This window comes from Micromonospora sp. NPDC005252 (assembly GCF_042872475.1).
Classification (GTDB): Bacteria; Actinomycetota; Actinomycetes; order Mycobacteriales; family Micromonosporaceae; genus Micromonospora.
This window is the reverse complement of sequence record NZ_JBIAKN010000002.1, coordinates 124,768-148,123: the sequence shown is the minus strand read 5'-3', so window position 1 is coordinate 148,123 and position 23,356 is coordinate 124,768. Positions and strand designations below refer to the sequence as shown.

Here is a 23,356-nt window from a genome sequence, read left to right as displayed (position 1 = left end):
TTCTTTCCTAGAGGTCGAGCGAGATCTCGTCGGCGCTCGTGGCGTTTCGCTCGACGTCCGTCAGCTCGGCCGCGGCCAGGGTGAGCGCATAGTGTTGCCGAGGGTCGAAGTCGGGAAACTGGTCCACCCGGTCAAGCACCTCTCCCACAAGCTTTTTCAGGAACAGGCGTGGCGCCACCCCCACCTTGCCGCCCAACCCGCCGGCGACCGCACGGGCCAGGGCCTCGAGGTACGCGTCGTCGACCAGCGCGGACACTCGCTCCGGCGCCGCCGATCCGTCCGCGTACAGGTCGCGGACCCGACCGCCCAACTCGACGAGCGAGTCGACGGTGAAACCCGGCAGGCGAATCTGCACCGCGCGCGGGTTGTCAAAGCGCGGATCGGTGGTGAAGTCGACGGCGAGCCGCTGGGCCAGCGGTGCGAGCCGTTGCACGCCCTGCGGGCCGTCGTAGAAGGCCGGGGTGCCGGTGATGACCAGATACAGCCCGGGGAACCGCCCCGAGTGCACCTCGTCGATGAGCTGCCTGAGCGCGTTCAGCGCCTTGTCGCGGGCGTCCGACCGGACCCGTTGCAGCGTCTCCACCTCGTCGAGCACCAGCAACAGACCGGGATGGCCGCTGTCACGCAGCACCGCGAGCAGGCCCTGCAGGAAGCTCAGTGCCGCGAAGTGGTCGAGGTCGCCACGGCCGCCGGCGACCCGCCGAGCGGCGGCGGCGACGTGCGGCTGCCCGCCGAGCCAGGCGAGCACCGCGTCAGCGGTGGCCGAGTCGCCCAGTGCGGTGGCGGCCCGGTAGCCGCGAAGCGCCGCGGCGAAGGCGGGGGCGCTGCGGCTGACCGTTGCGAGGCGCTGGTCGAGCAGGCCCTCAACCGCTCGGTCGAGGGCGGAGGTGTCATCGGGCGCGACGTCCCCCGCTGCCAGGACGTCTTCTTCCAGCGCGTAGAACCATCCGTCCACCACCGGTCGCAGGGCACTGGCCGAGAACGTCGAGGTGGTGAGCCGCTCGGTGAGTCGGCGGTAGACCGTCTCGAGCTTGTGCAGCGGCGTCTCGTTCTCCGAGACCTGCACCTCCGCGGTCGCGAGGTTGGCCCGTTTCGCCCGCTCGGCGATCCACCGCGTGAAGAACGTCTTTCCGGATCCGTACTCGCCACGGACCGCCTTGAAGACGGAGCCGCCGGCGGCGACGGTGTCCAGGTCCGCCCCGATCGCGGCACCGAACCGGTCCAGCCCCACGGCGAAGAGATCCAGTCCGGCCGACGGCACCGCACCTCGCCGCAGTGCGTCGATCACCTCACGCCGGCGGGCCGGGCTGACCGCACTCACGAAGACCCTCCGGGCAGCCGAAACTGTTCCCGCAGCAGGGGGATGTCCAGCCGGACGGTCCGATTGTTGTCGGTCAGCGACAGCACCGGGTAGTTGTCCACGTTGAAGATCCGCTGCAGGGTGGTGGCGAATCCGGTGGCACGGGCCGGCACCTCGCCGGCCCGCTGGGCCAGCACGGCCACCGGCAGCACGCCCTTGGCGTCCACCAGCGCCCGCAGCGCCGCCCGAATCTTCTTGACCTCCAACCGGCGCGGGGTCAGGCCGTGCTGCGCCTCGAACAGGTCGGTGGCGAGCAACGCGTCCACCAGGTCACCGTCGCCGGCAGCCGGCGCCGCTGCGGGCGCCGCGGTGCTTTCGGGTACGTCGAACAGCGCCTCACCTGCGGCTGCGGGTGCCTTCCGGCGTGCCTTCGGTACGGGCGTCTGCCGCGCCGGAGCCACCGGCACCGGCGCGGCAGTCGTCGGCTCCCACCAGTCCGGCCGGCGCTCCTCGACGGGTGCCCAGCCGACCGGCGGCTCGGTCACGTTGGGCAGCAGGTAGGCCAGCAACGGAATGGTCACCTCGGCGAGCGAGGCACCTCCGTGGTAGCCGGCCTTGCTCGGGCGGTACCGCAGCAGTGGATCCCACAACGCGATGATGCGGTTGCCATCCGCGACGACGCGGGGGCCGGTCAGCTCGACCTCGCCGGGACCGGCGGGCCCTGGGCCGGCACGGTGCCGCGCGGAGGCGGCGTCGAGCGCCTTGACGTGCTCGCCGCCCCGCTCAAGCACGTGGCCGTGGTCGCTGGTGATGACGACCGCCCGCCCGGAGGAACGGGCCTGGTCGAGCAGGCTCCGCAGGAAGCCGAGGTCATCGAGCTGCCAGCCGGCCTCGTTGCCCTCCCGACCGTACGCCAGGGAGTCGTCCACCGTGTTGATCACGACGGCGACGACGGGCGCCGAACCAGACACCGCCTCAGCCAGTCCACCGGCCAGCACCTCCCCCGCTCCGCCGCGCGCCGGGCCCTTGTGGAAGACCCGGGAGTCCCTGCCCCACCGGCCGTCGGCGAAGAGCCTGATCTCGTGCTCCTGCTTGCCGGCTCGCAGCGCGCCGGCGAAGAGCGACGTACGGGAAACCGCAGTCAGCGTGGGCAGGGCGGCCACGATCCCTCGCCGCCGGCCCGCGCCGGACCCGGCGAGCGGGTCGTACTCCACCCAGTGCGGGGACAGCTGATCGGCCAGTTGCACGGCGACCGCGGCGCTCATGCCGTCGAGCACGACGAGCAGCACCGGCCGGTCCGCGCGGATCAGCGGGTCGATCACCCGCGGGAGCAGGTTCTCCACCGTCAGCAGGCCGCCGTCGTTGCCGGGGCCCGCGGTGGCCCAAGCAGCGAGCCGGCCGGCGAAGGCGCCGTCGAGGTCGCGGCGACGTTGCTGCGCCCGCTCATGGATCTCCCGGAACGCGTGCTGCAGCTCCGGGTGGGCCTCCTCGCCGGCCCAGACGTGGTTGAGCGCGAGGTCCACCCAGCCCCATTCGGCGATCTGCCGGTCCACACCGTCCGCGACGCTCTCCGGCGCTGCCACCGCCGTGCCCAACCAGCGGACGAGCCGCTGCGCCATCCTGATGCGGCGGACCCGCTCGGCCTCGGCGTCGGCGAGCCGGTGCCCGGCGAGGTGCTCGACGGCCTGGTCGAGGGCCGGGTCCGCCGGGTCCCGCAAACCGGCGAGCAGCGCCTGGCCGGCGGCGGCGATCCGCCGGGTGAACCCGGTCCGCAGGATCGGGCTGTGGCCGGCGCTGTTGACCGCGTTGAACTGGGTGAGCAGTTGCTCGGCGCGGTCGAGGACGGCGTGCCCCTGTCGCTGCACCTCGGGTGCCGGTGCGCTGAGCAGCGCGCCGACCACCTGCACGGCGGCAGCCGCGAATCCGCGCACGGTCGCATCGTCGTTGAGGTTGCCGAAGTACTGGTCGACGCGCCCCTGGGCGCGTACCGCGTCGGCGCTGTCAGTGCTCCAGAGCGCGTCGCAGACCAGGCCCAGCGGCAGGGCTTCCGCGCCGTGTCCGGCCGCGATGAGCGCGAACAACGCCTTGGCCGGTCGGCCGAACTGTTCTACCAGCCAACGACCGAGCCCGTCCCGTTCGGCCTCGCGCAGCAAGCCGTACGCCTCGACGGCGCCCGGTTCCGCGCTCCAGCGCAGCAGGGTCGTCACGTCGAGATCGTCCGGGGTCTCGCTCCGATGATCGAGGCCGAGCCGCACCGCGGCGAGGTGCCGCAGTGCGACGTCCCGGGTCAGCACGGAGGTGGTGAGCTTCGGCCAGCCCGCCGGCGGCATCGCGTCGAGCAGCGCCACACCGGCCCACGATTCGCGTTCCAGCGCGCTGTCCGGCACCTGCGCGCCGAACGCGTCGACGACCAGGTCCCACGGCTCGACGGTGATCACCCGCTGCCGGAAGATCCGGCTCCGCACGCCGTGGTGCAGCACTGACTCCGGGACGTCGGTGAGCAGGACCAGCACCTCGTCGCCCCGCTCGGCGACGAGGTGCTCCCAGACGGCGAGCGGCGACACGCACGGCACGACCCGGACCGGACGTCCGTCGGGCAGCAGCACCATGGGGTCGTGCGGCCAGGCCGGTTCGGCCCGCACGACCAGCACCGGGTACGCGTCACCGTTGCGGTGCCGTTCGAGCTGCTGTGCCACCTTCTGCCGCAGCGCCACCGGGTTGATCCGCAGCGCCTGAGCGGCGGCAGGTGCCTGAGTCACGACACGATTCTCCAGGTCACCTCGATAGTCGCGTCACCCTGGTCAGCGGCGAAGGCACGCAGCTGCTCCACCGCTCGGTCAAGGTCGCCGGCCGGAACCGAGATCCGCCCACTCGGCTCGCCGACCTCGCCCTCTGGAATCCGAGGCGTCTCCTCGTCGATCGGGCGGCGCGGTTGGACGATTTCGTCCATGCCCTCGTCACGTCCGGGCACGTAAACGATTTCCGGCTTGCGGGTGGCGCGACGCAACAGTGCGGTCGCGTCGCCCTGGGCGCGGCGCAGGGCCGGGGCGAGTGGCGCGGTCAGCTCGTCAGCCTGCGCCACCCGACGCAGCTCGGCGAAGATCGCCACCGCTTCGGCCGCGTGCGGCTCGGGCAGACCAGCCACGATCTCGAAGGTGTCCCAGGGCGCGGCGGCCAACGCCGCCGACACCTGCGAAGCACTGCTGATGCTCCGACCGGTGCGGTCGGCGGGGCCGGCGAGTTCCGCGCGGGCGAGCCGTTCGACCACCTCCACCGCCGACCGTCCGTTGACCAGCGCCTCCAACAGGTCAGCGGCGGCCCTGGCCGTGGCGAGCCGGCCGGACTCCTGATCGATCTTCAGCCAGCTTGCGTGCTCCTGTAGACGGGCGACCAGCCCGTGAGCGGCTTCACGATGACGAGTCGCACTGGTGACCAGGTCCCGGCCGAACATCGCCACCAGCCGACCCCGGCGCAGGGCGAGCGGCTGAACTCCGAAGACCGCGGCGGACCGGGCGCGGGCGATGTCCCAGTCCTCCTCGCCGGGCAGACGCTGCTCGCGCAGCGTGTGATCGGCGGTGATCCTGCCTGGTTCCGGGGCGGGGATCACCTCGCTGCCGTGCAGGTGGAACGCACGATCGGTCTGCTCGGCGAAGGTCGCCACCACCAGCTGCGCGACGATCGGGTCGAGACCCCGGGGGCTCGGATCGTCGATCCAGCGCAGAAGGTCGGCCACCCGCAGGTCGCCCGTGATGCCCTCGGCGGCGGCCCGGCGGTGGAAGTGCTGGGTCCACTGCCCCTCGATGACGAACGCCGCCTCGTGCATGGTGCCGAGCTGAAGCGGGTTGGCGATCCGGCGCAGGGTCTGCCGGTTTGCCCGCTCGACCTCGACGCGTCCCTCCGGTGACTCGACGGCCCGCCGGACGTGGTCGAGGACGACCTTGACGTCAGGCAGGCGTACGGCCTCGCCCTTGCGGTCGGGGTCGAAGTCCGGGTGGGCCGGGAACTGCTGGCCGAGCATCTGGTCGCCGATGCTGCGCAGCGCGTCGTTGAAGGTGGCGCCCATGGGCAGCTTCGGCTCCAGGGCGCGGGTGAGCGACTGGAGGTGGTCGTCGAATCCGAGCTGCACGTCGGTGGGCTGCTTGCCGGCCAGCCCGTACGCCTGGCGCAGCACGGCCTGCATCTTGGCCAGCAGCGCGCTGCGCTGGTTGGTCAGCGCGGCGTGCGCCCGGCGCCGGTCGTCGGGGTTGAGGTGCTCGGCGTGGCTGTCGAAGCGCTGCCCTTCGAGCAGCTTGTCGATGATGACGAGCTTGCCCAGCTCGGTACGGCGTTCGATGGTCAGCGCGGCGGGAATCCAACAGACCGTGCGGGGGCTCATCCGGCTGGTCAGCTCCTGCACCCGCTGCCGGTCGTCGGCCGGGCCGTGGCTGCCGTCGTCGAACGGGTAGTCGATGATCATCCGCCAGCCGGCCGGATCGTTCGGGTGGAACGCCTCGTCCCGGATGTCGTGCGGGTCGCGGACGTTGCCGTAGACCAGCTCGACCGTGCGGCGACTCCCCCGCCAGGTCAGCCCCGCCTCGGCGAAGAACGAGTCGCTCCACGGCACGCCGAGCTGCTGCCAGAGCAGCCGCTGGACGATGTGCTTGCGGGCGCCCTCGTTGTCGTAGTGCTTGGCGGTGGCGAGGACGCTGTCGACGTCCACGCCGACCAGCTCCAGCGACACGATCGGGTCGTCGCCCTCGCCGATGCGGATCTCGGCGAACCGGCCGGCCCAGTCGGCTAGCTTCCGGTTGACCTGGGCGACCTCGCCCCCGGGGATCGGGCTGGTGATGCTGCCGTGGTTGAGCGCCGAGAGGCGTCGGGCGGTGAGGTTGCGCAGCGCCGGAACGCTGGGGGCCAGGGCGGCGAGAAGCAGCGTCTTGATCAGCCGGTCGTCGCCGGTGAAGGCCCGAATGCGCCCGGCCATCTCGGTGGGCTGCGCGTCGCCGCGGCGGGCTGCGTCCAGGTCGTCGTCGGTGAGCTCGTACTGGCCGAGCAGGTAGGGGCGGAGCTTCAGGTCGTACAGCTTCTGGGCCATCTCGAACTCGGCCTTGAGCTTCTCGGTGAAGGGCTGGTCGCCGCCGCCGCTGATCACGTCGTAGAGGTCGCCGAGCGGGACGAGCTGACCGAGGCGCAGGGTGTCGCGGCGGTCGACCAGCAGCTGCCGCATCAGCTTGAGCGCGGTGCGGGAGCGCTGCAGCGCGCTGGAGACGTGCACCAGCGTGGAGAGGAACGCCGGGCTGAACGGGTACGTCGACCGGAAGGCGTCGATGTCGGCGCCGCTGCCCGAGTCGGTGCCGAGCAGGGTGTCGAAGACCTCCCGGCGTACCTTGGTGGTGGCGTCGAAGGCCTTGCCGATCGCCTCGCCGGCCGTGGTGTCGCGGGGTTTGAGCAGCCGGCGACGGGCGATCTCCGGGAGGTTGCGGTCCTCCAGCTTGATCACGTCGAAGCGGCCGCTGGCCAGGTTGAGGGTGTCCTGGTAGCTGAGCTCGTTGGCGCCGGTGACCTCCTCGCCGACGAGTTCGCGCAGGTCACGCTGGCGGGCGATGAAGCTGACCACCGGGATCGGCCGGCGGGTGTCGCCGCCCTCGACGAAGTTGGTGATCTTCTGGATCTCGCGGGAGACGAACTGCTGGTCGCCGATGGAGTTGGCCAACCAGAGGATCAGCTCGTCGAGGAAGAGAATCAGGCCGTGGTAGCCGAGCTCCTTGGCGTGCCGGCTGATCTCGGTCAAGCCCCGGTCGAGCGAGACGAACGCCTCAGCGTCCTCCCGGGCGTTGCTGAAGAAGCCCTTGTTCCAGCTGGTCAGCAGGTCGTTGACGAGCTTGCGGCGCAGCTCGTCGGAGTACGCGCCGGCGAACGCCTGCTCGAGCCGCTCGGACGTCCAGAACGTCTCGCTCTCGCCCCACTCGTCCTCGACGTCCCCGCCGGGCAGGCCGTCGATGAACTGCTTGTCACCGATCTTCTCGCGCAGCGAGGCGGCCTGCTCGAGCAGCGAGTCGGTCCGGTGCACCGCCGGGATGGGCGCTTCGGGGTGCAGTGCCCGGACCCGGTCGACGTAGCCGCCCAGCACGCGCTGCTCCAGCGAGCGGGCGTCGAGCAGGTGATACGGGACCAGCAGGAACTTGCGGCCGTCCAGCCAGACGCTGTGCTTGGCGACCAACGGGGCCAGCTCGTCCCGGCCCCGGGCAGCGGCCTCGCCGCGCAGCAGCGCGTGCAGCACCCCCATGAAGTGCGACTTACCGGAACCGAAGGAGCCGTGCAGGTAGGCGGCCTTGGATGCATGCCCCTCGACCGCAGAGCGGATCAACCCGAGCGCCTCGTCGAAGTTGCCGACCAGCCGGTCCGTGACGACGTAGTCGCGCAGGGTGGCGTCGGCGTCGGCGACACTGTCGGCGAGCTTGAGCACGAAGTCGCTCGTGCTCGTGCGCTCCGGGATGTCGATGAACTCCCGGAGCAGCGGCGCGGGGCTGGGCGAAGACATGCTGCATACCGTACCGATCCACGTCACGCATAGGACCCGCGCGCCCGACGCCGCGCCGGCATTGCGACGCGGCTGCCAGAACCTGGTGGTGATTGAGTCGCAGCGAGCCTTCGTGGGACCCTTCATTCATGCTGACGTCGCATCTGCTTTCAGAAGCTGCGGTATGAGACTGTTCCGAACGAAGAGCCACCTCGACCGTGAGGAATGCAGGGCGACCATCGCGGCGGTGTCAGCGTTCTCGTCGATGTCGCACATCGCGTGGGAGGTGAACGATTGTGCCGCGGGTCAACCCCTGCCGACGCTTGCCGAAAGCCTGATCCAAGCTCGTCATGACGGGCGCGCGCTCCACCTGCCCAAGGATTCCCGGCACTGGCTGGATCTGAGATACCAGTATCCCGACACCGGGTACTCCCTGGCCCTAGTGCTCGTCTGGTCATTCGCCGTAACCCGACTGCCGGATGACGGCCCGGGCTCAGGGGACTACGTGCGGATCGCGACGTGGCATCTGCGCCAATTTTTGCCGCACTCCGCGCTCAGTGCCCTCCCGGCCATCGAGGGCGCCTTCGACCGGCATCGTCAGTCGATGAAGGCACTGGCCGGCTGAGCGAGCATGACCGGAGCGGTGGTGATTACGGGAACCGCTGCCGGGCCGCCCGTTCGAGGTGCATCAGCAGCAGGAAGGGCTTCGCCCTCTGCACCGCCTTTCGCCAAGTGAGCGCGCGGAGACCGTACTTGAAGACGACGGTTGACGGCACGGTGGCGCCCAGGACGTCCCATACCACTTCCTGCGCCACCTGACCGGCGATCTGGGGCCGGGCGAACTCCGCGACGGTCTCGCGGTAGCGGCGGGCCAGCTCGCGCGCCGTTGCTTCGGGGGTGAGGACAGGGTCGTAGCCCCGCGAGACCGCTAGCAGCGATTCGTCAAGCAAGCTTCGGAAGTCGGCGTTGTATCGTCGCGACTCGATGATCTGGTCGACGCTCAGCTGGTCCAGGGGGCCGATCTGAAGTTGCCCCAGCACGTCTCGAACGACCGCCGCATCGAAGCGTTCCGACGGCGGCCGTCCGAGGCTCTTGGCGAGTTGGGCCTTCACTGCGGGATTGGACAACATGCCGTCCTGCTTGAGTTCCGAGGAGATGACGAGGGAAGCCATGTGGTTGCGCAGGCTGACGATCTCCGCCGGCCCCTGCCGGAGGGCAGGGGCCCCAACCTCGGACTGCCGGTACGCCTCTTCCCGGATCGCCCGCATCACTTCGTCCATGCGGGTCAGGCTCTCCCGCATCTGCCGCTGCGGGATCACCAGGTCGGCGCGGCGTCCTGGGCCCGCGCCCCGCCCGAACCTCACCCTGCCGCCGTCATTGACCTCGTACTCGTGACCCCAGAGCCTCAGCAGTCCGGCTTCGTGCAGCTCGTCGATGCGTCGGTTGATCTCGGAAGCGCGTTCGCGGTATGCGGCGGCGACCTCGAAGGAGGCCCGCAGGACGATGCGGTCGGAGAAGAACACGACCGCCTGCAGGACCTTGTCGATGGTGTGCGTGTCGACCAGACCGCTGTCCAGCAGCGTGAGCGATCGTGTCACTGCGCCCCCGCGAGGTAGGTGAGGTAGTCGACCTCGTACAGGTGAGTGCTGAACGAGTGGTAGCAGACCTTGCTGCCGCCCAGCCCCAGAGCGAGCGCGGCGTCCGATGCCAGCTGGGCGAAGGTGAGCAGCTCCGGAACAAAGCCGACCCATACATCGACACTCCGCGCTGTCAGGAAGAGGACCAGGTCACCGCCGACGATCCTCAGGGCACCGCCGACCGGCGAAACCGGGAAGCGGCCTCCGAGGTCCTCGTCCGGCCGCCACATGGAGAACACGGCCGAGCGGCTGTGCTCATCCTGTCGGAGCATGGCGACGGCCTGCTCGAACTGGTCGACCGGCGATCCATCGGCCGTGGGCCACCTGCGCAACCGTTGATGGAGCAGCGACGACTCGCGCTGATCGCCGAAGATTCGGTCCCGGTAATCCTTGATCAGTTCCGGATACAGGTAACCGGGCGGGGGTGTCAGGTCTGCCGGGTTCTGCAGCCATACCGTCAGCCCCGGGATGTCGAAACAGATGCCGTGCCGTGTCGCGACCCGGGTCGGCAGGTGACGCGAGAACACCGAGATGACGTCGTGCCAGCCGGACGAGACGGTTGCCACCTCAAGCTCCACCGGTAGGTCCTCCTGGCGGTCTCAACATCACGCACGTCACCCCTTTATTCCGTCACCGGCAAGCGGCGGGCCGGACAACGTCTGCAGATACTTGTTCGACTGGTAGAACGCCTCGATACTGTCGGTGTCCCACCACCCGGTGAGAACGGGCTGAACGATCAGGTCGGGCCGGTGGAATCTCACGGCTCCGGAATCAAGGCAGGCGCCCGGCGAGAGGTCATTGGTGTCCCGGCGCCGCAGGCGGACCAGGTCCACTCCCTCGAACCAGATGCCGAGCCGCACGAGCACCCGCCGCACCGCGATGTCCTGGAGATGCTGTGCGCCCGGCCGTTGGCAGGTGTAGTCCAATCCCGACTCCACGTCGTCGACGCTGACGTCGTAGACGTTGCGTGCCCCGGTCAGCAACGTCCTGCGAAGCTCCGGATCGGCGACGAGCCGCCGGAAATAGGCGTCCTCGTAGAGGGCGAGTGCTCCTGGCCACGGATGCGACACCGGCCCGATGCGCCAGGCAAGGCGCCAGCGGCCCGGTCCGAACTGCTCGTCCCATTGCGCCACCAGCGCCGGCCGGCGGGATCCCAGGTGGCCCGGCCGCTCGACGTCGACCCAACTCCACCTCACGGGTCTTTTCCCCAGCCTCGGCTCACGCGACACGTTCCGGCTGTGGCGCGCTGTCGCAGAAACCAGGGATGCCCAACACCGGCAGAGCGTCCAGATCGATCAGCCTCTGCCCGCGGGGCGGCGACGTACGGGTCACGACGCACACGTCGGTGGCGAGAAGAGGCACTTCCACATCCAGCCCGTTCGCCGCCAGGGTCTCACCCGACGTCACGAGAAGCACACCGGCACCGTGGCGGTCAGCACGGATGACGCCTTCGGTTGATCCATGCAGTTGAACGATCCTGACCGGTCGCGCCTCGGCCCGCGCGGCCAGCCACGCACGCGTGATGGCCGGGTACTCCGTGTAGATCGTGTCGATTTCTCGGCCCGCGACGGTGCAATAGGTGACAAAGGACGTGCGGATTGCCGGCAGCGCGTGCATGCGGAGCGCCCGGCCGTGGGCGAGCCACCACTCGACACAGACGTCGTAACCCGTGATGCCCACGTCGACAGCCTCAGACGCCACCAGTTCGGGTACGTCGAAACCGCGGCAGAAGACGAGCGTGTCGTCACCTGACCGGTGCCACAGCGACCTTGGATGCGCCTCACCCAGACCGGCGAAGAGACTGCCGACGACGTCCCGGACCGGGCCGTACAGTCGGCTGGACGAGCCAGGCGCCGCGACAATCACAATGGCGTCCTCGCCGCAGCCCTGTTCAGCGACCGCACCTCCGCGTCGATGTGGTCGACCGGGACCACCGCGTCGACCAATGCCCGGAGCGCGAACTCGGCCGGCTGCTCGGAAAAGAGGACGGCCCTGCCCTGTCCGACTGCGTAGCCGACCTCAATACACACGCTGACGCCCGCGTAGCCACCGTTGGCGACGACAAAGACCGCGTCGGACTTGGAGATCTTCGCGAGAAATTCGCGGGTGAGCTGGACCTTGTCCGACTCGTGGACGGTCACCCGTTGCTCGTTGTAGTCATAACGGGGGGTGTAGACGGTCATTCCCAGAGCACGGAACGCCGCCTCCGCGCGCTGCGCGGTGTCGTAGAACTTTGAGCTGCTGCAAATTGTGATGGCCTCGATCACCGACGTCGTTCCTCCATGTGCGGGTCAGCATTTCCTCAGGTGAGCGGTATCAGATGTCGAGGGCGTTCTAGGTAATCCACACCAAGTCGCCGGCGGAGAATTTTCTCCCAGACCGCCGAGGGCGCTTCGGACTCGGCCGGTCGAGGCAGCCGCCGACGGTCGGCGAGCGCGGGATAGTCCAGATGGAACGGCCGTACCGCGAGCCTTCGCGGAAGCCCTGTGCTGATTCTGGTCAACTCGTCGAAGAGCGTCTCGAGTTGGAGTGGGGTCCAGTCGGTGGCACCGACCGCCGGGAACACGTCGAAGCCCAGTTCGAGCGCGAAGGCGATCCCGTCCCTGATGGCCGGCCAGTTACCGCTGCCGGGTGGATGGTGCAGGGTGGTGTGCAGCTTGATTCGACGCAGCCAGTCGCGTTCCGGTGCGGCGAGTCGCACGCTGCCCTGCCCCCAGGCGTAAGGGAGGGCCGAGAGGTTCGACTCCACCTTGAGGACGACGGACGGGAGCAGTCCACGTTCGACCAGGACGCGGTAGATCTCGATGACGAGGGACGGGGCGAGCAGGGGCTCGCCGCCGCTCACCCGCAGCAGGCTGAGCTTGCGGCCCGTCTCAAGCGCCATCCCGCGGAGCGCGACGAAGTCGTCCACCACGGCGTCCGCGGCGGCGACGAAGCTGTCGCGGCCGGCCAGATGGCGGTAGTCGACGTAGCAGTAGGAACACCGGAAGTTGCACGCGGCAACGTGGGTAATGGCCGCCAGGTTGTGCTCGGTCCAGTGCCCGCCAATAGCCGCAGCGACCGTCACCGGGCTGTCGGAGAGGTTGGCCACGTGGCGCAGTTCGGCGAACTCGGGAAGCGACGTGGGCAGCCGCATCCGCTCCCGTTTCACCGGAGTGAAGAAGCGGAACTGCCGGGTCTGCACACCGCCGAGGGACGTCTCGCGGAGATCGGTGAAGGCGTATTCGCCCCCGCCGACATTCACGAGCCGATAGGCCCTGGCCAGTAGGGGTCTGTCATTCGGTCCGGACACCGACACACTGCTGACCACTCGGACCTCCGCCCGGGAAGTGATGCGACAGCCGCTACACCGACGCCGGTCGATGACCCGATCCTCTCGTTCTCATGACGACCGGTCAAGCGTCCTGGGCGGCCGTCAACTTGCCGGCGCCCCCTCCGCACCCGACCATGTCGTGCCGAGGAGCTCAGCCAACCGACGACCGAGGAGGTGGTGACGCTGTTCGCACCATCCGAGGTAATCGTCCAGCGACGTCGGTAGCCCGGGCAGGGCGTTTAGCTGGAGGTAGCTGGCGTAGGCCTCGTCGGTCATGGTGGCCCGCGCCCACTTCTCGGGCAAGCGGTCCTTCTTCGCGATGTTCTCCGCGCCCTCGATCAGCTGGAGGTTGGCGAGACTGTCCCGGTACCAGATGGCGTCGTCCAGTTGCTCCTCCGTGAAGGAGCGGTGCTTCTTGAGCTTCGGCGTGGTCAGCAGCGATCGTGGAAAGACGTGGTCGACGTGATGGTTGTTCCTCGTGTTGACGTGCGGGAACAGCATCGCCAGGACGGGGAAGGTACCCACGCCCCCGTACTGCCACTGCATGAGGTCCTCGACCTCCTCGGGAGTGAAGGTGAGGGCCTTACCACGGGCTGCCATGCGCGCCTCGAGTTGCGCGACGGGAAAGGAGTCCGCGCCGTGTTTGTTGATCACCTCGCGCAACTCCCGGAGCAGCGTGTCGAGACCGGACCCCCAGACACCGGACTTCAGGAGACTCCGAATCACCCAGGAGCGAATCGCCGCCCGATCGTTGCGCTCTGCTGGACGCTCACGGTAACGCTCGTCGAGACCACGCCGATGGACGTAGTACGCGATCGGTATGAGGACGCTGTTGGCGGTCAGCGTGGTCGAGGACAAGCCGAAGTCCCCGAGCAGGCCGGCGGCGACAGTCAGCGCGGAGCTGACGTCGTCCCACTGCTCCTCCAACCGGGCCATGTTGTCCCGGTTGAAGTTGCGAACCTTGAAGCCGACGTCAGCCACGCCGGTCAACATCAGGCCGCTCTTGAGCACCACGTCCTTGCTGAACCAAAACCGCTGGTCGGGGCCGTTGAGCGTGTCCACCAGCGACTGGATCTCCTTGCGCGCGTCGCGCTTGTCCCACTGCGCTGTGGCGATGCTGAGGAGGAGGTCGCTCTGCGACAGGACGGTGCCGCCGGAGTTGACCCGGATGAAGATGTCGAGGACCTTGTCGATGTCCTGGCTCGACTCCTCGTAGAAGTGCAGCGTGTGCTCGCTGTGGATGGCGTTGAACAGGTCGCCGATGACCGTCGCGGCATGTGCGTTGTTGCCCAGTCCGTGCGAGGCCAGAACGCCCATAAGCGCCCCGAAGTTCGTCATCTCGAACAGGCGGTAGACCGGGAACCAGTACGCGGAACCATCCGACGGTTGCGTCACGGGTTCGGCGAGCATCCGGAAGTCATACGTCATCCCCCGGTCGTTCTCTCCCGCGTTCTTCAGCACGTTGAGGTGAAGGCGACGGGCGGGGAATGACTTGGCCTGGTTGTGACGGCCGTAGCGGACGCGACTCGCGTACGAGCCGCGCAAGGCAACGTTCAATGACGTCAGCCTCTGCTGCCCGTCGAGGAGAGCGGTGACCGCCTGGCCCGGAGGCAGGTCCAGCTCGCGGCTGTGCCGGTTGTCCTTCTCGTGGTACTCCCGCATGAACTCGTAGAACCTGAACTGGCCCGACGTCTCCGGCTGCACGCGCCAGGACAGGAACGACCCGATCGGATAACCCCGCAAGATGCTGTCGAAGAGGCGGCACATCTGGTCGTCGTTCCAGACGAACGAACGTTGTATAGCGGGAAGCACCAACTCACGACGCTGGATCTTCTTCACCGCCTCGGCGATCGTTATCGCATTCTGGAAGCCCATGAGGAGTCCTTCGGGTCGACGGGTGGGGTCAGAGCGGGATAGGGCCTACGTCCGAGCAGTCAGCGGCAACCACGCCGCATCCGCGTCACCGGCGAGGAGGGCGACGCCGTTCGCCGCGCAGACCTGCTGCCAACTGGGGTCGGAAACGCGGCTCACCAGCAGGACGACGGTGACCGGCATGCCGAGCGCCGCCAGTCGGTGCCGATATTCGAGGACCTGGCCGAGTCCGAGCCGGAGCTGCTCGACCTCGTTGCCGTCGACCACGCTCTTCACCTCGGCGATGAACTGCCGCCCGCTGGTGTCGCGCCAGGCCAGGTCGACGTTCACCCCGGCGAGTCCGGCGCCGGCCGGTATCCCTGACGCAGTTAGGTGGTCGACCAGCACTCGGCAGAGTCGGTCGTGCTCGCTCACCCCGGCCCGGTAGGCCGCTGCGTCGAACGACCGCTGAGGAGGCAGTTCGACGGGTACCGACGAGCCGGCGTACGGCCGGTCGAAGCCCCAGCCACCGATGGGGGGTGCGGCCTGCGACTCAGCATCGAGCAGCGTCTCGGCGGCCAGCCAGGCGCGTGCTGCGGTTTCCGGCCGGTATCTGCCCGCGAAGGGGAATGGCCCGGCGGCCACCCACCCGTTGAGCATCCGCGCGCCGGCCAGGACCGGCGGCTGCCGCAGCAACCACTGCGCGGTACGGATGTCTGGGCAACGCAGCAGGTACTTGTCGTCAGCGAGGGTCTTGGTGCCGTCCCGTAGGAGTTCGACACCGCGCCGTTCCCACTCGTCCGCGTCGAGCGCGCCGCCATCGGCGGCGCTGTCGAGCGGCGCCGCGAAGACCCGCAGCCACACCTCCGCGCCGTCCTCTAGGACACCGAAGGTTTCCAGGACGCCCACCGTCAGCCGCAGCAGTGACCCGCCACCATGATGGATCCGGGACAGCAGCCAATGCCTGCCGGCGGTGGCCGCGGCTTCGGGCACGGTCATCCGAGTGACCCAGCCGGCGAGCGCCCACGCAGCCTGCTGGCTTCCGTCGAGGCCGTCCGTCCAGTCACCGTCAAAATCGGCCGGCCCCGGGTCGAGCGGCACCGGCTCCGGTTCGGCGAGCGCCCAGGCAGCCAACTCGCCCGGGCTGGTGACCTGCCACAGGCGAGACTGCCGCTGCGCCAGGGCGTCGGCCAGCTCGCCGACGTCGTCCGGCGGCGCGGGGGTGGGCGAAGACATGCGGGATACCGTACCGACCAACCCCCGGTCGCGTCGCCCGCGCGGAACCGGACTGACGTACACGCACCTGATGTGCTAGTTGCTGGCGCCCCTGCTGTCGGATACCTGACGGCTCACTGCCGGCTGCGGCGCGGCGAGCAGTTCGGCCGCGAGCTCTCTTTTCAGCATCGCCGACTGCGCGACTGAGCCACCCCGCACACCGAGACTCGACCGAGCCGCACGGTAGAAACCGTCTCGCGCCTCATCAGCGCGGTTGAGCAGGCTCGCGACATCGCCCGGCTGGTCGGCGAACCCTCGCGCACGGTGCTCCACCTGCCAGACGGCATCTCGCCAGGTCCGCGCCGCAGCCACCGTCCGCTCATCACCGAGCAGGAGCATGCTTTCCCACACCAGAGTCCGGCGGACGTCTGCCTCGGCCAGCATCGCGATGCCCGCCTCTCGATCGATGCGATGACTACGCGAGGCCGGCCGGTCAGCAGCGGTCATTCGCAACGCGATCGCATGGATCTCCTTGATCGCCCGGGCGTACTCGACGTAGGCCTCGAGCCGCCGCTCGTCCCAGCGGACGTCCTGGCTTCGCTTCCATCGTGCACGGTCGGCGAGCGTGGTAGCCAGGATCGTTCCAAGTGTTCCGACCAGCACGCCGACGAGGGCCGGAAGCTGCGCGCCGAAGGTTTCCACGGTCATCAGGTTGCCACGGCGGGGCTAGGGTCCCTATACGGTCTGGACGAGACAGCCGAGCGGCCGACAGTGGGCACATCCCCGACCGGTCCTCCTCCTGCTCCTCAGAATCGACGAATGGCTCAGGGCTGACGACTGCCCGGGGATTCTTGCGTCCACTCTAGAACGGAGGGTCGGAAACGCAACCTGGCAGACGCCGGACGTGTCTGGCCGCGCGCCTCTACCGTCGCCTACCGTCCCCGGTATGGAGAGCGTACGCGAGGAACAAGCCGATCGCCGCGCCGATCGCCATTGGAATCTTCTCACTCCAAGATGAGCTACCGGTGCAGATTCCCCATCCACAGAATCCACCTATTATCAGTACGATAACGCCGGGGAACGGTGCGGAGGTCCTAGTTCTGCGGGCCACGGCAACCTTTCATCGTAGTCCAGTATTCGCCTCTAATTGTTCGGACATCGCGACCGGGATCCACATACAGATAGCCGATGTCGCGGCGGAAGGGTGACGACATCAATTCGCATCCTTCCTGCCGCGGGTCGCCTTGGCCGGTCGCCAGGAGGTCATCGCCTCTCCGGTGTGGTGCAGCCAGTTGGTGGTCTCGGCGAGGAAGCCGCCATAGATGTCGGCCAGCGACGAACCCCACCTCCGGGTCGAACTCGCCGTACCACTGGCGTACCCAGGGCAGGATCTGGCGCAACCCCGCGACCAGCGGCACCAGCCGGTCGGCGGCCCAGCCGTCCTCCTGCTCACGGGCCACGATCAAGGTGGCCAGGGCCTGGGCCTGCTCGCGGTGATTCCAGCCCGCCCAGCCGACCAGCAGCGACGGGTCACCGTCGCGGCTGGCGCCGGGGTACGACACGAACCGCTCCTTGGGCACGTCGAGCTGAAGTCCGCCGAGGTGTACTTTGGCGGCACAGGGATCCGCTTGCGGAACTACCACTTCGCCGCCTCGCCGGGCAGCGCGTCCTCCTGCCGGGGCAGGTCCCACATCGCGCTTACCGCAATCGAGGGTGCGGGCGGAGCCGGCAGTCCCATCGGAGAGCCCGCGTGGCTGACGGTCGGTGTTGACTCACTCGTCCTTGTCGTCCCCGCGCTGGCGGAGCGCTCGCTCGGCGATCCGGCTGGAGAGCTTGCCCGTCGCCCATTTGGCTCGGCCGAGGGTCTCGTCGCCGAGGCGCCTGGCGGCACCAACGCCGTCTGCTCCCGTCTCGAGCGCCTTGTCCCTCACCTCCATGGCCGCGTCCGTCCATCGTCTCGCCTCCGACGACTGGCGAGCGCCCTCGATCCCGAGCCGCCCGTGGAACTCGACGATGGCGATCGAGACATGGTTGCTCGACTTCACCACAGCCGGGGAGTCCATCGGATTCAGCAGCACCTTGGCGTTGGCTCTGCCCGCAGCCGCGTTCATCCGGGCCAGCAGGCGCTCGGTGCACCGGGAGATGAGTTCCAGCCGGTTCTGCCGGGCAGTCCTCAGCCCGAGGCGATGCCCGTCCAACTCCTCCGGCGACGCGTCCAGCACCCGGTCGAGTTCGAGCACAGCGATCGCGTCCTGCAGCTGGAAGCAACGAGCCAGGACGGCGAGCCACTCCTGTCCCTTCGTTTCTGCTTCCTTCGCCGCCTTGGCGAGATCACCGATCGTGGTCTTGCGCTCCAGCTTCTCCGCGAGTGCGTCAAGTTGACGCAACGCGTACGCCTGGGTTTCTGCGATCGTCGCCGGCGCGCCCTGCACCTTCGACCACGTGATCTCGTCGACCCGGCCCCTCGCCTCTCGGATGGTCATGGCCTCCTCGATGACGAAGCCGACTCCGATCATGCGGGCCAACACGGCGTCCTTCTGGGCGCGGAGCACATCGTCGACCTTCTCGTCGATCGTGGCGAGATAGTCGGTGATCTCCTTCATGCTCTGTTGCATCGCAAACTGCGCCATGATCCCCGCAGCACCGCTCAGCAGCGCCGGGTTCGCTCCGTGCACCTTCGAGATCTGGAGCCATTTCTGGATCGAGCCCGGATCCCCCACCATCGCGTGGCTGACGCCTGGAGTCTTGGTCGGCATCAGACCGAACTTGTGGACAGTCTGCGCGGACTCCTTGGTCAGCTGCACCCAGCGACCCGAGTGGGCGGCGATCTCGGAACCCGTCTGTGCCGCTGCCGCCCCGGCACTGAGGACAGACCCGAGCCGAGGCAGGCCGAGGTCCACCGACGGCAGTCCCTCGGAGACGAGGAAACGTTCGACGGCCGTCGGATCTCCAATGACCGCCAGTCCATCGCCGTCACTGATCAGCTGAATCTCGTTAACCATTGTCGACTCCTGACGTGCGGAAGGGGTGGACAGCGATGACCTGTGCTCTGTCACTGCTTAGCTTTGCGGCCACGGACGGCCTTCAGCGGGCGCCAGGAGGTAAGGGCGTCATCGGTGAGGTGGAGGCGGTTGGTGGTCTCGGCGAGGAAGCCGGCGTAGATGTCCGCCGGCGAGGCGCCCCACTCCGGGTCGAACTCGCCGTGCCACTGGCGTACCCACGGCAGGATCTCCCGCAACCCCGCGACCAGCGGCAGCAGCCGGTCGGCGGCCCAGCCGTCCTCCTGCTCGCGGGCGACGATCAGCGTGGCCAGGGCCTGGGCCTGCTCGCGGTGATCCCAGCCCGCCCAACCGACCAGCAGCGACGGGTCACCGTCGCGGCTGGCACCCTGGTACGACACGAACCGCTCCTTGGGCACGTCGAGCTTGCCCCGGTGCTTCCAGTAGCTGCCCTTGAGGAAGTCCGCCGAGGTGTACTTCGGCGGCACCGGGATCTGCTTGCGGAACTCCCGCTTCGCCGCCTCGTCGGGCAGCGCGTCCTCCTGCCGCTGCAGGTCCCACACCTGCTCCCAGTCGGCGCGCTTAGCCAGGCCGGAGTCCTTGTAGCGCAGCGCGGCCAGGTGCGGCACGTGCTCGTCGGCGACCAGGTCGGCGACCACCTTGCCGAGATCCTGACCGGGCGCGTAGAGGTTGGCGACGGTGAGCACGTCGGCGTCGCGGCGCAGCTCGTCGGCGAGCTGGGCGGTGGTCAGCGGGCGCGGCTGCTCCAGGCCGTCGACGTGGTGGTACCACAGCTCACGCGCCTCGCACCGGTCCAGCAGCCAGTCGCGCAGCGCCTTCGCCTGCATCGCGTCCCAGCCGTCGGTGGCCCAGCGCCGCTTGCACTCCGGCCGCTCGATCAGCCCGATGTTGCGGTTGCCCTCGATGACCGCGATCCGCCGCTCCACCACCGCCCGGTACTCGTTCGACCAGTGCGCCGGCAGCTCCGTGATCGGCGTTGACCCATGCCGGGCGAACCACTGCGTCTCCAGGCCCTCGTCGCGCATCTTGCGCGCGAGCACGATCTCGAACGCCCGCTCCCCCAGCTTCAACTCCGGCACCGAGCCGGCCGGCGCGGTCAACTCCTCGTCCAGCAGTCTGTAAAGCGAGTAGACCTGCCAGTCCAATTCCTCCTGCAACGCGATCATCCGCGCCCGGATCGAATGCCACTCATCGCGAGCGGCAACCAGCCGCTCGCGGGTGGGCACTCCAGAGGCCGCGACCGCCGCCGGGCTCACCGTAGCGAGCCGCTGCGCCAGCCCGTCGATCTCCCGGCTCAGTTCAAGGGGGTACGCGGGCGGCAGCGGAAATTCCTGAAGCTTTGTACCAGTGAACTCATACCGATCCGACCACGCCTCCGCGCTGACACGCGCACCGTCATCGCCAATCGGGTCGCCACCCTTCGGGTAACTGACCTGCTTGAGCCAAAAGCAAGCGGTCGAACTGTTAAGCACCCCTAGCAGTCGACGGTGATCGTCCTCCGAAGCCCCCTCCGCAAGCTTGATCACTGGCGCAGTCTGCTTGAAGACCTTCTCACCTCGATCCAGCGCGAAGTGGTTATGCGTACCGACGAACGGGAGCGCAATAGACAGAGGCGTGCGATACCTCTTCCCGAAGAACATGCTGTGGTCGAACCAACGCAGTCCTCGTTCCTCAGGCGTCTGTCCGAAGTCCATTCGGTGCCGCAGCGCCGTTCTGTTCAGCCAGTAAAATCGCTTCTCAGTCTGGCCGACGTCCCTCGTAAGACCCCGTTCATCGTAAGGGAAGAGCGTGCGCAGCGATGCATCCACGGTGAAGTCCCGAACGTCTTCGCCAAGGACGACCGGCACCGTGCTGCTTGTAACGCCTCGCGTAATTGCTGCCGATTTCGAGAGGTAAAAGGCCTCGTCAAGGCCGGTATGAGTGGTACGCCCGATCGCCTCGATCACTTCGTTCATTCGAGGCCGGCCGTCTTCAACTAGGCGGACGACAGCACTGGCTCCACCGCCGGTCAGACTCCAAGGGTAACTACTCAGGGCACTCCGAGGAAGATCAGCCACACTCACCCATTCACTCTCTGATCCAGCCTCAAGAATTTGAGTGACAATCGCGCCCCAAACAACGCCCTGAGCCGGGGTTTCCGGCACCTTCGGTTCTCCCCGGATCCCAAGTACTGCTCGCACCATTTTGGTTCTGTTACGGTCCTTCCGCCGACCAACGAGGATTAAGGTTGGTGTCCCATGCCCGGGAATGTATGCGCCTGAGGTGTCGACCACATGAGTCAGTTCGACCTTATGAGCAAAGAAGTCTTCAATCAACTTTCTGCCGAACTCACGCTTCATAAATGAGTTAGCGGTGATTTGGCCGACATATCCTGCACCACGGCCGTCGCCGTTCGCTGTCGCGGCCAGCTCGAAGAAACGTTTTGCGAAGGGAACCGATAGGGCATATTGTCGGTGGCATACGTCCGGGTATATCTCGCGGTAGGTACGGTTGGCCGCCTCATCGCTGACAGCAATGTAGGGCGGGTTACCGACCACTACGTGGTAGCGACCTTCCGCAAGGATGCTTCGGTGATCCTGCACGTCCTCTGTGCTGTATTGGAGACTGGCGAGCTCATCAGAGCCGTCCCCGAAGAGGGAGAGCTGACGCGCTTTGATGAGAGAGTCGCCTACTGCGAGATGCAGCGGGAAGACGTGGTCGGCCGCGTCAGCGAGAGTCTTGACATCGCAGGCACGCAGAGCGGCGACCAGGAGACGGAAGCGGGCGATGGCTACCGCGAAGGGGTTGATGTCGACACCGTGTACGGCGTCGAGGGCGAGGCGGACCCGCTCGTGGGGGTCGCGGTTGGAGGCGTGCTGCTCCCACTGCTTGAGCATCCGATGGAACGTGCCGAGGAGGAAGTGGCCCGAGCCGCAGGTCGGGTCGATCATTTTGACCACGTCGTGGCCGAACTCGTCGATCGCCGGTGTCAGAGTCAGGTCGAGGATGAACTCCTCGACGAACTCCGGCGTCTGCAGCAGGGCGTAGGTCTTGCGGGCCGCCTCGGAGAGGTCCTGGTAGAGGTCGCCGAGGAAACGGGTGTCCCAATACTCATCCCGGAAGCTGTGGATCAGATTGCCGGTCTCGCCGCGCCGGCGCCAGAAGCCGATCAGCTCCTTGGCAGCGTCGTGCGACAGCGGAATCTGGTAGAGCGGGTTGTGCTGCTTGTCGAAGAGCGACTTGCCTGCCTGGGTGCTGGCGATGGCGTCGAAGCCCTGCTCCAGCCAGCCGCGCAGGGTTTCCTCGGGCCGGTCGCGGAAGAACTGCGCCTCGGCCTCCTCGGCCAGGACCAGCCGGTCGCCTGGTCCGGCCAGGTACGGGTCGGGCAGCAGGCCGTTGTCCTCGCAGAAGCGTACGAAGACGGTGCCGAGCACCCAGGCGACGGCGACCTGAGTCACGCGCTCGTCGCGCCAGGCCGCCCAGGTGGCGGCGGTACGCCCGACCTTGAAGGCGTGGTCGTACTCGCCGCGCAGGCGGAGGCGCACCTCCTCGACCGACTCGGCCTGCTCCCGCAGGTCCTTTTCCAGGTTCTTGACCTGCTTCTGCAGGTCGGACAAGAGCAGCTTCCGGTCGATCACGCGACGACTCTAGTCGTCCCGCTCGCGTGACGGTGTTACCCGTAAGGCCCCATTCGGCCGACGGGTCGCTACCTACGGCTCCCGCATCCAGGTCTTTGGGTCGGTGACGAAGACACCCTTGCCCTGCTGCCGCCGGATCACCCGCAGAGCTTCGAGGCGGACGTAGGCCAACTGCACGGTCCCGTAGCTGACGCCGTAGTCAGCGCGCGTCTCGGTGATCGACGGCAGCCGGTCACCGGGCTTCAGCTTCCCCGACCTCACGTCGGCCATCACATCATCGGCAATACGCAGATATTCGGCTGATTCGGGCATGTCACTCCTCGCGTGGCAACCCGAATTCGATCACAGCTCGACTCACTAAACAACGTGCTTTGACTTCCCTGTGTTCCCTAGTTATGTTTGTCCCGAGTCGCTCCTCGCGTGGCAACGAGTTCGGCTCACCCCCTGGTCGGGGCGGGTGTGCGCGCCCGTCCCGACCCGTCGGACTGCTCTGCTGTCGTACCGCTGAATCGAGCTGCGGCGGCCGAGCGGGCGGGTCGTCCGCGGCCCCCGCGCGGACGACCCGCCCTTCCACACCCCCCGCCGGGAGCCTTCGCGCTCCTGCCTGCCCCGGAAAGGATCGTCGTGGCTCAGGTGTATCGAGGTGGCCAGCCCTACCCGGCCGGTTACCCGGGCCGGTTGACGCCGCACGAGGTGCGGACCCGCAAGTTCGCCGCGCGCCGGTGCGGCGTAGACCCCGATGAGGTACGCGAGTTTCAGGCCCGGGTGGCCGACGAGGTGGCCGACCTCAACGAGGCGGTACGGCTGCTCAGCCGGGAGAACGACCGGATCAAGCGGGCGCTGCGCGACTGGCAGACCCTGCACGCGCGGGAGTGCCGGCCGCCGAACTCTGGTCACTGGTAAC

The 23,356-nt window shown here is 68.1% G+C and carries 18 protein-coding genes; 2 read left to right on the top strand and 16 right to left on the bottom strand.

Annotated features, from left to right (window positions below; translation table 11 throughout):
* Positions 1-7 precede the first annotated feature (7 nt).
* Genes brxD through ACFYPH_RS06425 form a run of 3 tightly spaced genes read right to left on the bottom strand, consistent with a single transcriptional unit; the run spans position 8 to position 7,820 of the window.
* On the bottom strand, positions 8-1,321 hold the full coding sequence (brxD, locus tag ACFYPH_RS06435) for a BREX system ATP-binding protein BrxD (RefSeq protein ID WP_387179638.1): 1,314 nt from the start codon (positions 1,319-1,321) through the stop codon (positions 8-10).
* A complete protein-coding gene (pglZ, locus tag ACFYPH_RS06430) occupies positions 1,318-4,059 on the bottom strand; it encodes a BREX-2 system phosphatase PglZ (protein ID WP_387179635.1) in 2,742 nt (913 codons plus the stop codon). The genes brxD and pglZ overlap by 4 nt, the downstream gene beginning before the upstream one ends.
* Positions 4,056-7,820, bottom strand: a complete 3,765-nt coding sequence (locus tag ACFYPH_RS06425; protein ID WP_387179632.1) for a hypothetical protein — start codon at positions 7,818-7,820, stop codon at positions 4,056-4,058. Before ACFYPH_RS06425 ends, pglZ begins: the two co-directional genes overlap by 4 nt.
* Between ACFYPH_RS06425 and ACFYPH_RS06420 the strand changes: the two genes are divergently transcribed.
* Entirely contained in the window at positions 7,780-8,424 is a 645-nt protein-coding gene (locus tag ACFYPH_RS06420; protein WP_387179629.1) for a hypothetical protein, read from the top strand. The two genes, ACFYPH_RS06425 and ACFYPH_RS06420, sit on opposite strands and share 41 nt — an antisense overlap.
* Positions 8,425-8,449: 25 nt before the next feature.
* On the opposite strand, the gene ACFYPH_RS06415 is transcribed toward ACFYPH_RS06420, so the two are convergent.
* The 13 genes from ACFYPH_RS06415 to ACFYPH_RS06355 form a co-directional block, all read right to left on the bottom strand.
* Positions 8,450-9,397 (bottom strand): hypothetical protein, encoded by a 948-nt coding sequence (locus tag ACFYPH_RS06415; protein WP_387179626.1) that lies wholly within the window; start codon positions 9,395-9,397, stop codon positions 8,450-8,452.
* Positions 9,394-10,014 carry a thymidylate synthase gene (locus ACFYPH_RS06410; protein ID WP_387179623.1) on the bottom strand — a complete coding sequence of 207 codons (621 nt, stop codon included), beginning with the start codon at positions 10,012-10,014 and terminating at the stop codon, positions 9,394-9,396. Before ACFYPH_RS06410 ends, ACFYPH_RS06415 begins: the two co-directional genes overlap by 4 nt.
* Before the next feature lie 36 nt (positions 10,015-10,050).
* Positions 10,051-10,569 (bottom strand): hypothetical protein, encoded by a 519-nt coding sequence (locus ACFYPH_RS06405; protein WP_387179620.1) that lies wholly within the window; start codon positions 10,567-10,569, stop codon positions 10,051-10,053.
* An 85-nt stretch (positions 10,570-10,654) separates the two neighbouring features.
* Positions 10,655-11,302 (bottom strand): hypothetical protein, encoded by a 648-nt coding sequence (locus tag ACFYPH_RS06400; protein ID WP_387179617.1) that lies wholly within the window; start codon positions 11,300-11,302, stop codon positions 10,655-10,657.
* Positions 11,299-11,703: a hypothetical protein gene (locus tag ACFYPH_RS06395; protein ID WP_387179614.1), complete on the bottom strand. Its 405-nt coding sequence runs from the start codon at positions 11,701-11,703 to the stop codon at positions 11,299-11,301. The genes ACFYPH_RS06400 and ACFYPH_RS06395 overlap by 4 nt, the downstream gene beginning before the upstream one ends.
* Positions 11,704-11,738: 35 nt before the next feature.
* Positions 11,739-12,746, bottom strand: coding sequence for a hypothetical protein (locus ACFYPH_RS06390; RefSeq protein ID WP_387179612.1), 1,008 nt, complete (start codon positions 12,744-12,746; stop codon positions 11,739-11,741).
* A 105-nt stretch (positions 12,747-12,851) separates the two neighbouring features.
* The gene (locus tag ACFYPH_RS06385; RefSeq protein WP_387179610.1) at positions 12,852-14,624 is read right to left on the bottom strand and encodes a DUF262 domain-containing protein; all 1,773 of its coding nucleotides are present in this window, start codon (positions 14,622-14,624) and stop codon (positions 12,852-12,854) included.
* A 45-nt stretch (positions 14,625-14,669) separates the two neighbouring features.
* Positions 14,670-15,836: a hypothetical protein gene (locus ACFYPH_RS06380; RefSeq protein ID WP_387179607.1), complete on the bottom strand. Its 1,167-nt coding sequence runs from the start codon at positions 15,834-15,836 to the stop codon at positions 14,670-14,672.
* A 75-nt stretch (positions 15,837-15,911) separates the two neighbouring features.
* On the bottom strand, positions 15,912-16,523 hold the full coding sequence (locus tag ACFYPH_RS06375; protein ID WP_387179604.1) for a hypothetical protein: 612 nt from the start codon (positions 16,521-16,523) through the stop codon (positions 15,912-15,914).
* Between the two features lie 386 nt (positions 16,524-16,909).
* The gene (locus tag ACFYPH_RS06370) at positions 16,910-17,377 is read right to left on the bottom strand and encodes a DUF7008 domain-containing protein (RefSeq protein ID WP_387179601.1); all 468 of its coding nucleotides are present in this window, start codon (positions 17,375-17,377) and stop codon (positions 16,910-16,912) included.
* A gap of 210 nt (positions 17,378-17,587) precedes the next feature.
* Entirely contained in the window at positions 17,588-18,817 is a 1,230-nt protein-coding gene (locus tag ACFYPH_RS06365) for a hypothetical protein (RefSeq protein ID WP_387179598.1), read from the bottom strand.
* Positions 18,818-18,867: 50 nt separating this feature from the next.
* Positions 18,868-22,452: a BREX-2 system adenine-specific DNA-methyltransferase PglX gene (gene pglX / locus ACFYPH_RS06360; protein ID WP_387179595.1), complete on the bottom strand. Its 3,585-nt coding sequence runs from the start codon at positions 22,450-22,452 to the stop codon at positions 18,868-18,870.
* A gap of 72 nt (positions 22,453-22,524) precedes the next feature.
* On the bottom strand, positions 22,525-22,764 hold the full coding sequence (locus ACFYPH_RS06355) for a winged helix-turn-helix domain-containing protein (protein ID WP_091558877.1): 240 nt from the start codon (positions 22,762-22,764) through the stop codon (positions 22,525-22,527).
* Between the two features lie 312 nt (positions 22,765-23,076).
* On the opposite strand from ACFYPH_RS06355, the gene ACFYPH_RS06350 reads away from it, so the two are divergent.
* Entirely contained in the window at positions 23,077-23,355 is a 279-nt protein-coding gene (locus ACFYPH_RS06350; protein WP_387179591.1) for a cell division protein DivIVA, read from the top strand.
* Position 23,356 lies beyond the last annotated feature (1 nt).

Coding starts and splice junctions, on each gene's coding strand:
- ACFYPH_RS06420 (WP_387179629.1), top strand. CDS start 7,780: ATGAACTCCCGGAGCAGCGGCGCGGGGCTGGGCGAAGACATGCTGCAT.
- ACFYPH_RS06425 (WP_387179632.1), bottom strand. CDS start 7,820: ATGTCTTCGCCCAGCCCCGCGCCGCTGCTCCGGGAGTTCATCGACATC.
- ACFYPH_RS06385 (WP_387179610.1), bottom strand. CDS start 14,624: ATGGGCTTCCAGAATGCGATAACGATCGCCGAGGCGGTGAAGAAGATC.
- ACFYPH_RS06380 (WP_387179607.1), bottom strand. CDS start 15,836: ATGTCTTCGCCCACCCCCGCGCCGCCGGACGACGTCGGCGAGCTGGCC.
- ACFYPH_RS06375 (WP_387179604.1), bottom strand. CDS start 16,523: ATGACCGTGGAAACCTTCGGCGCGCAGCTTCCGGCCCTCGTCGGCGTG.
- ACFYPH_RS06365 (WP_387179598.1), bottom strand. CDS start 18,817: ATGGTTAACGAGATTCAGCTGATCAGTGACGGCGATGGACTGGCGGTC.
- ACFYPH_RS06355 (WP_091558877.1), bottom strand. CDS start 22,764: ATGCCCGAATCAGCCGAATATCTGCGTATTGCCGATGATGTGATGGCC.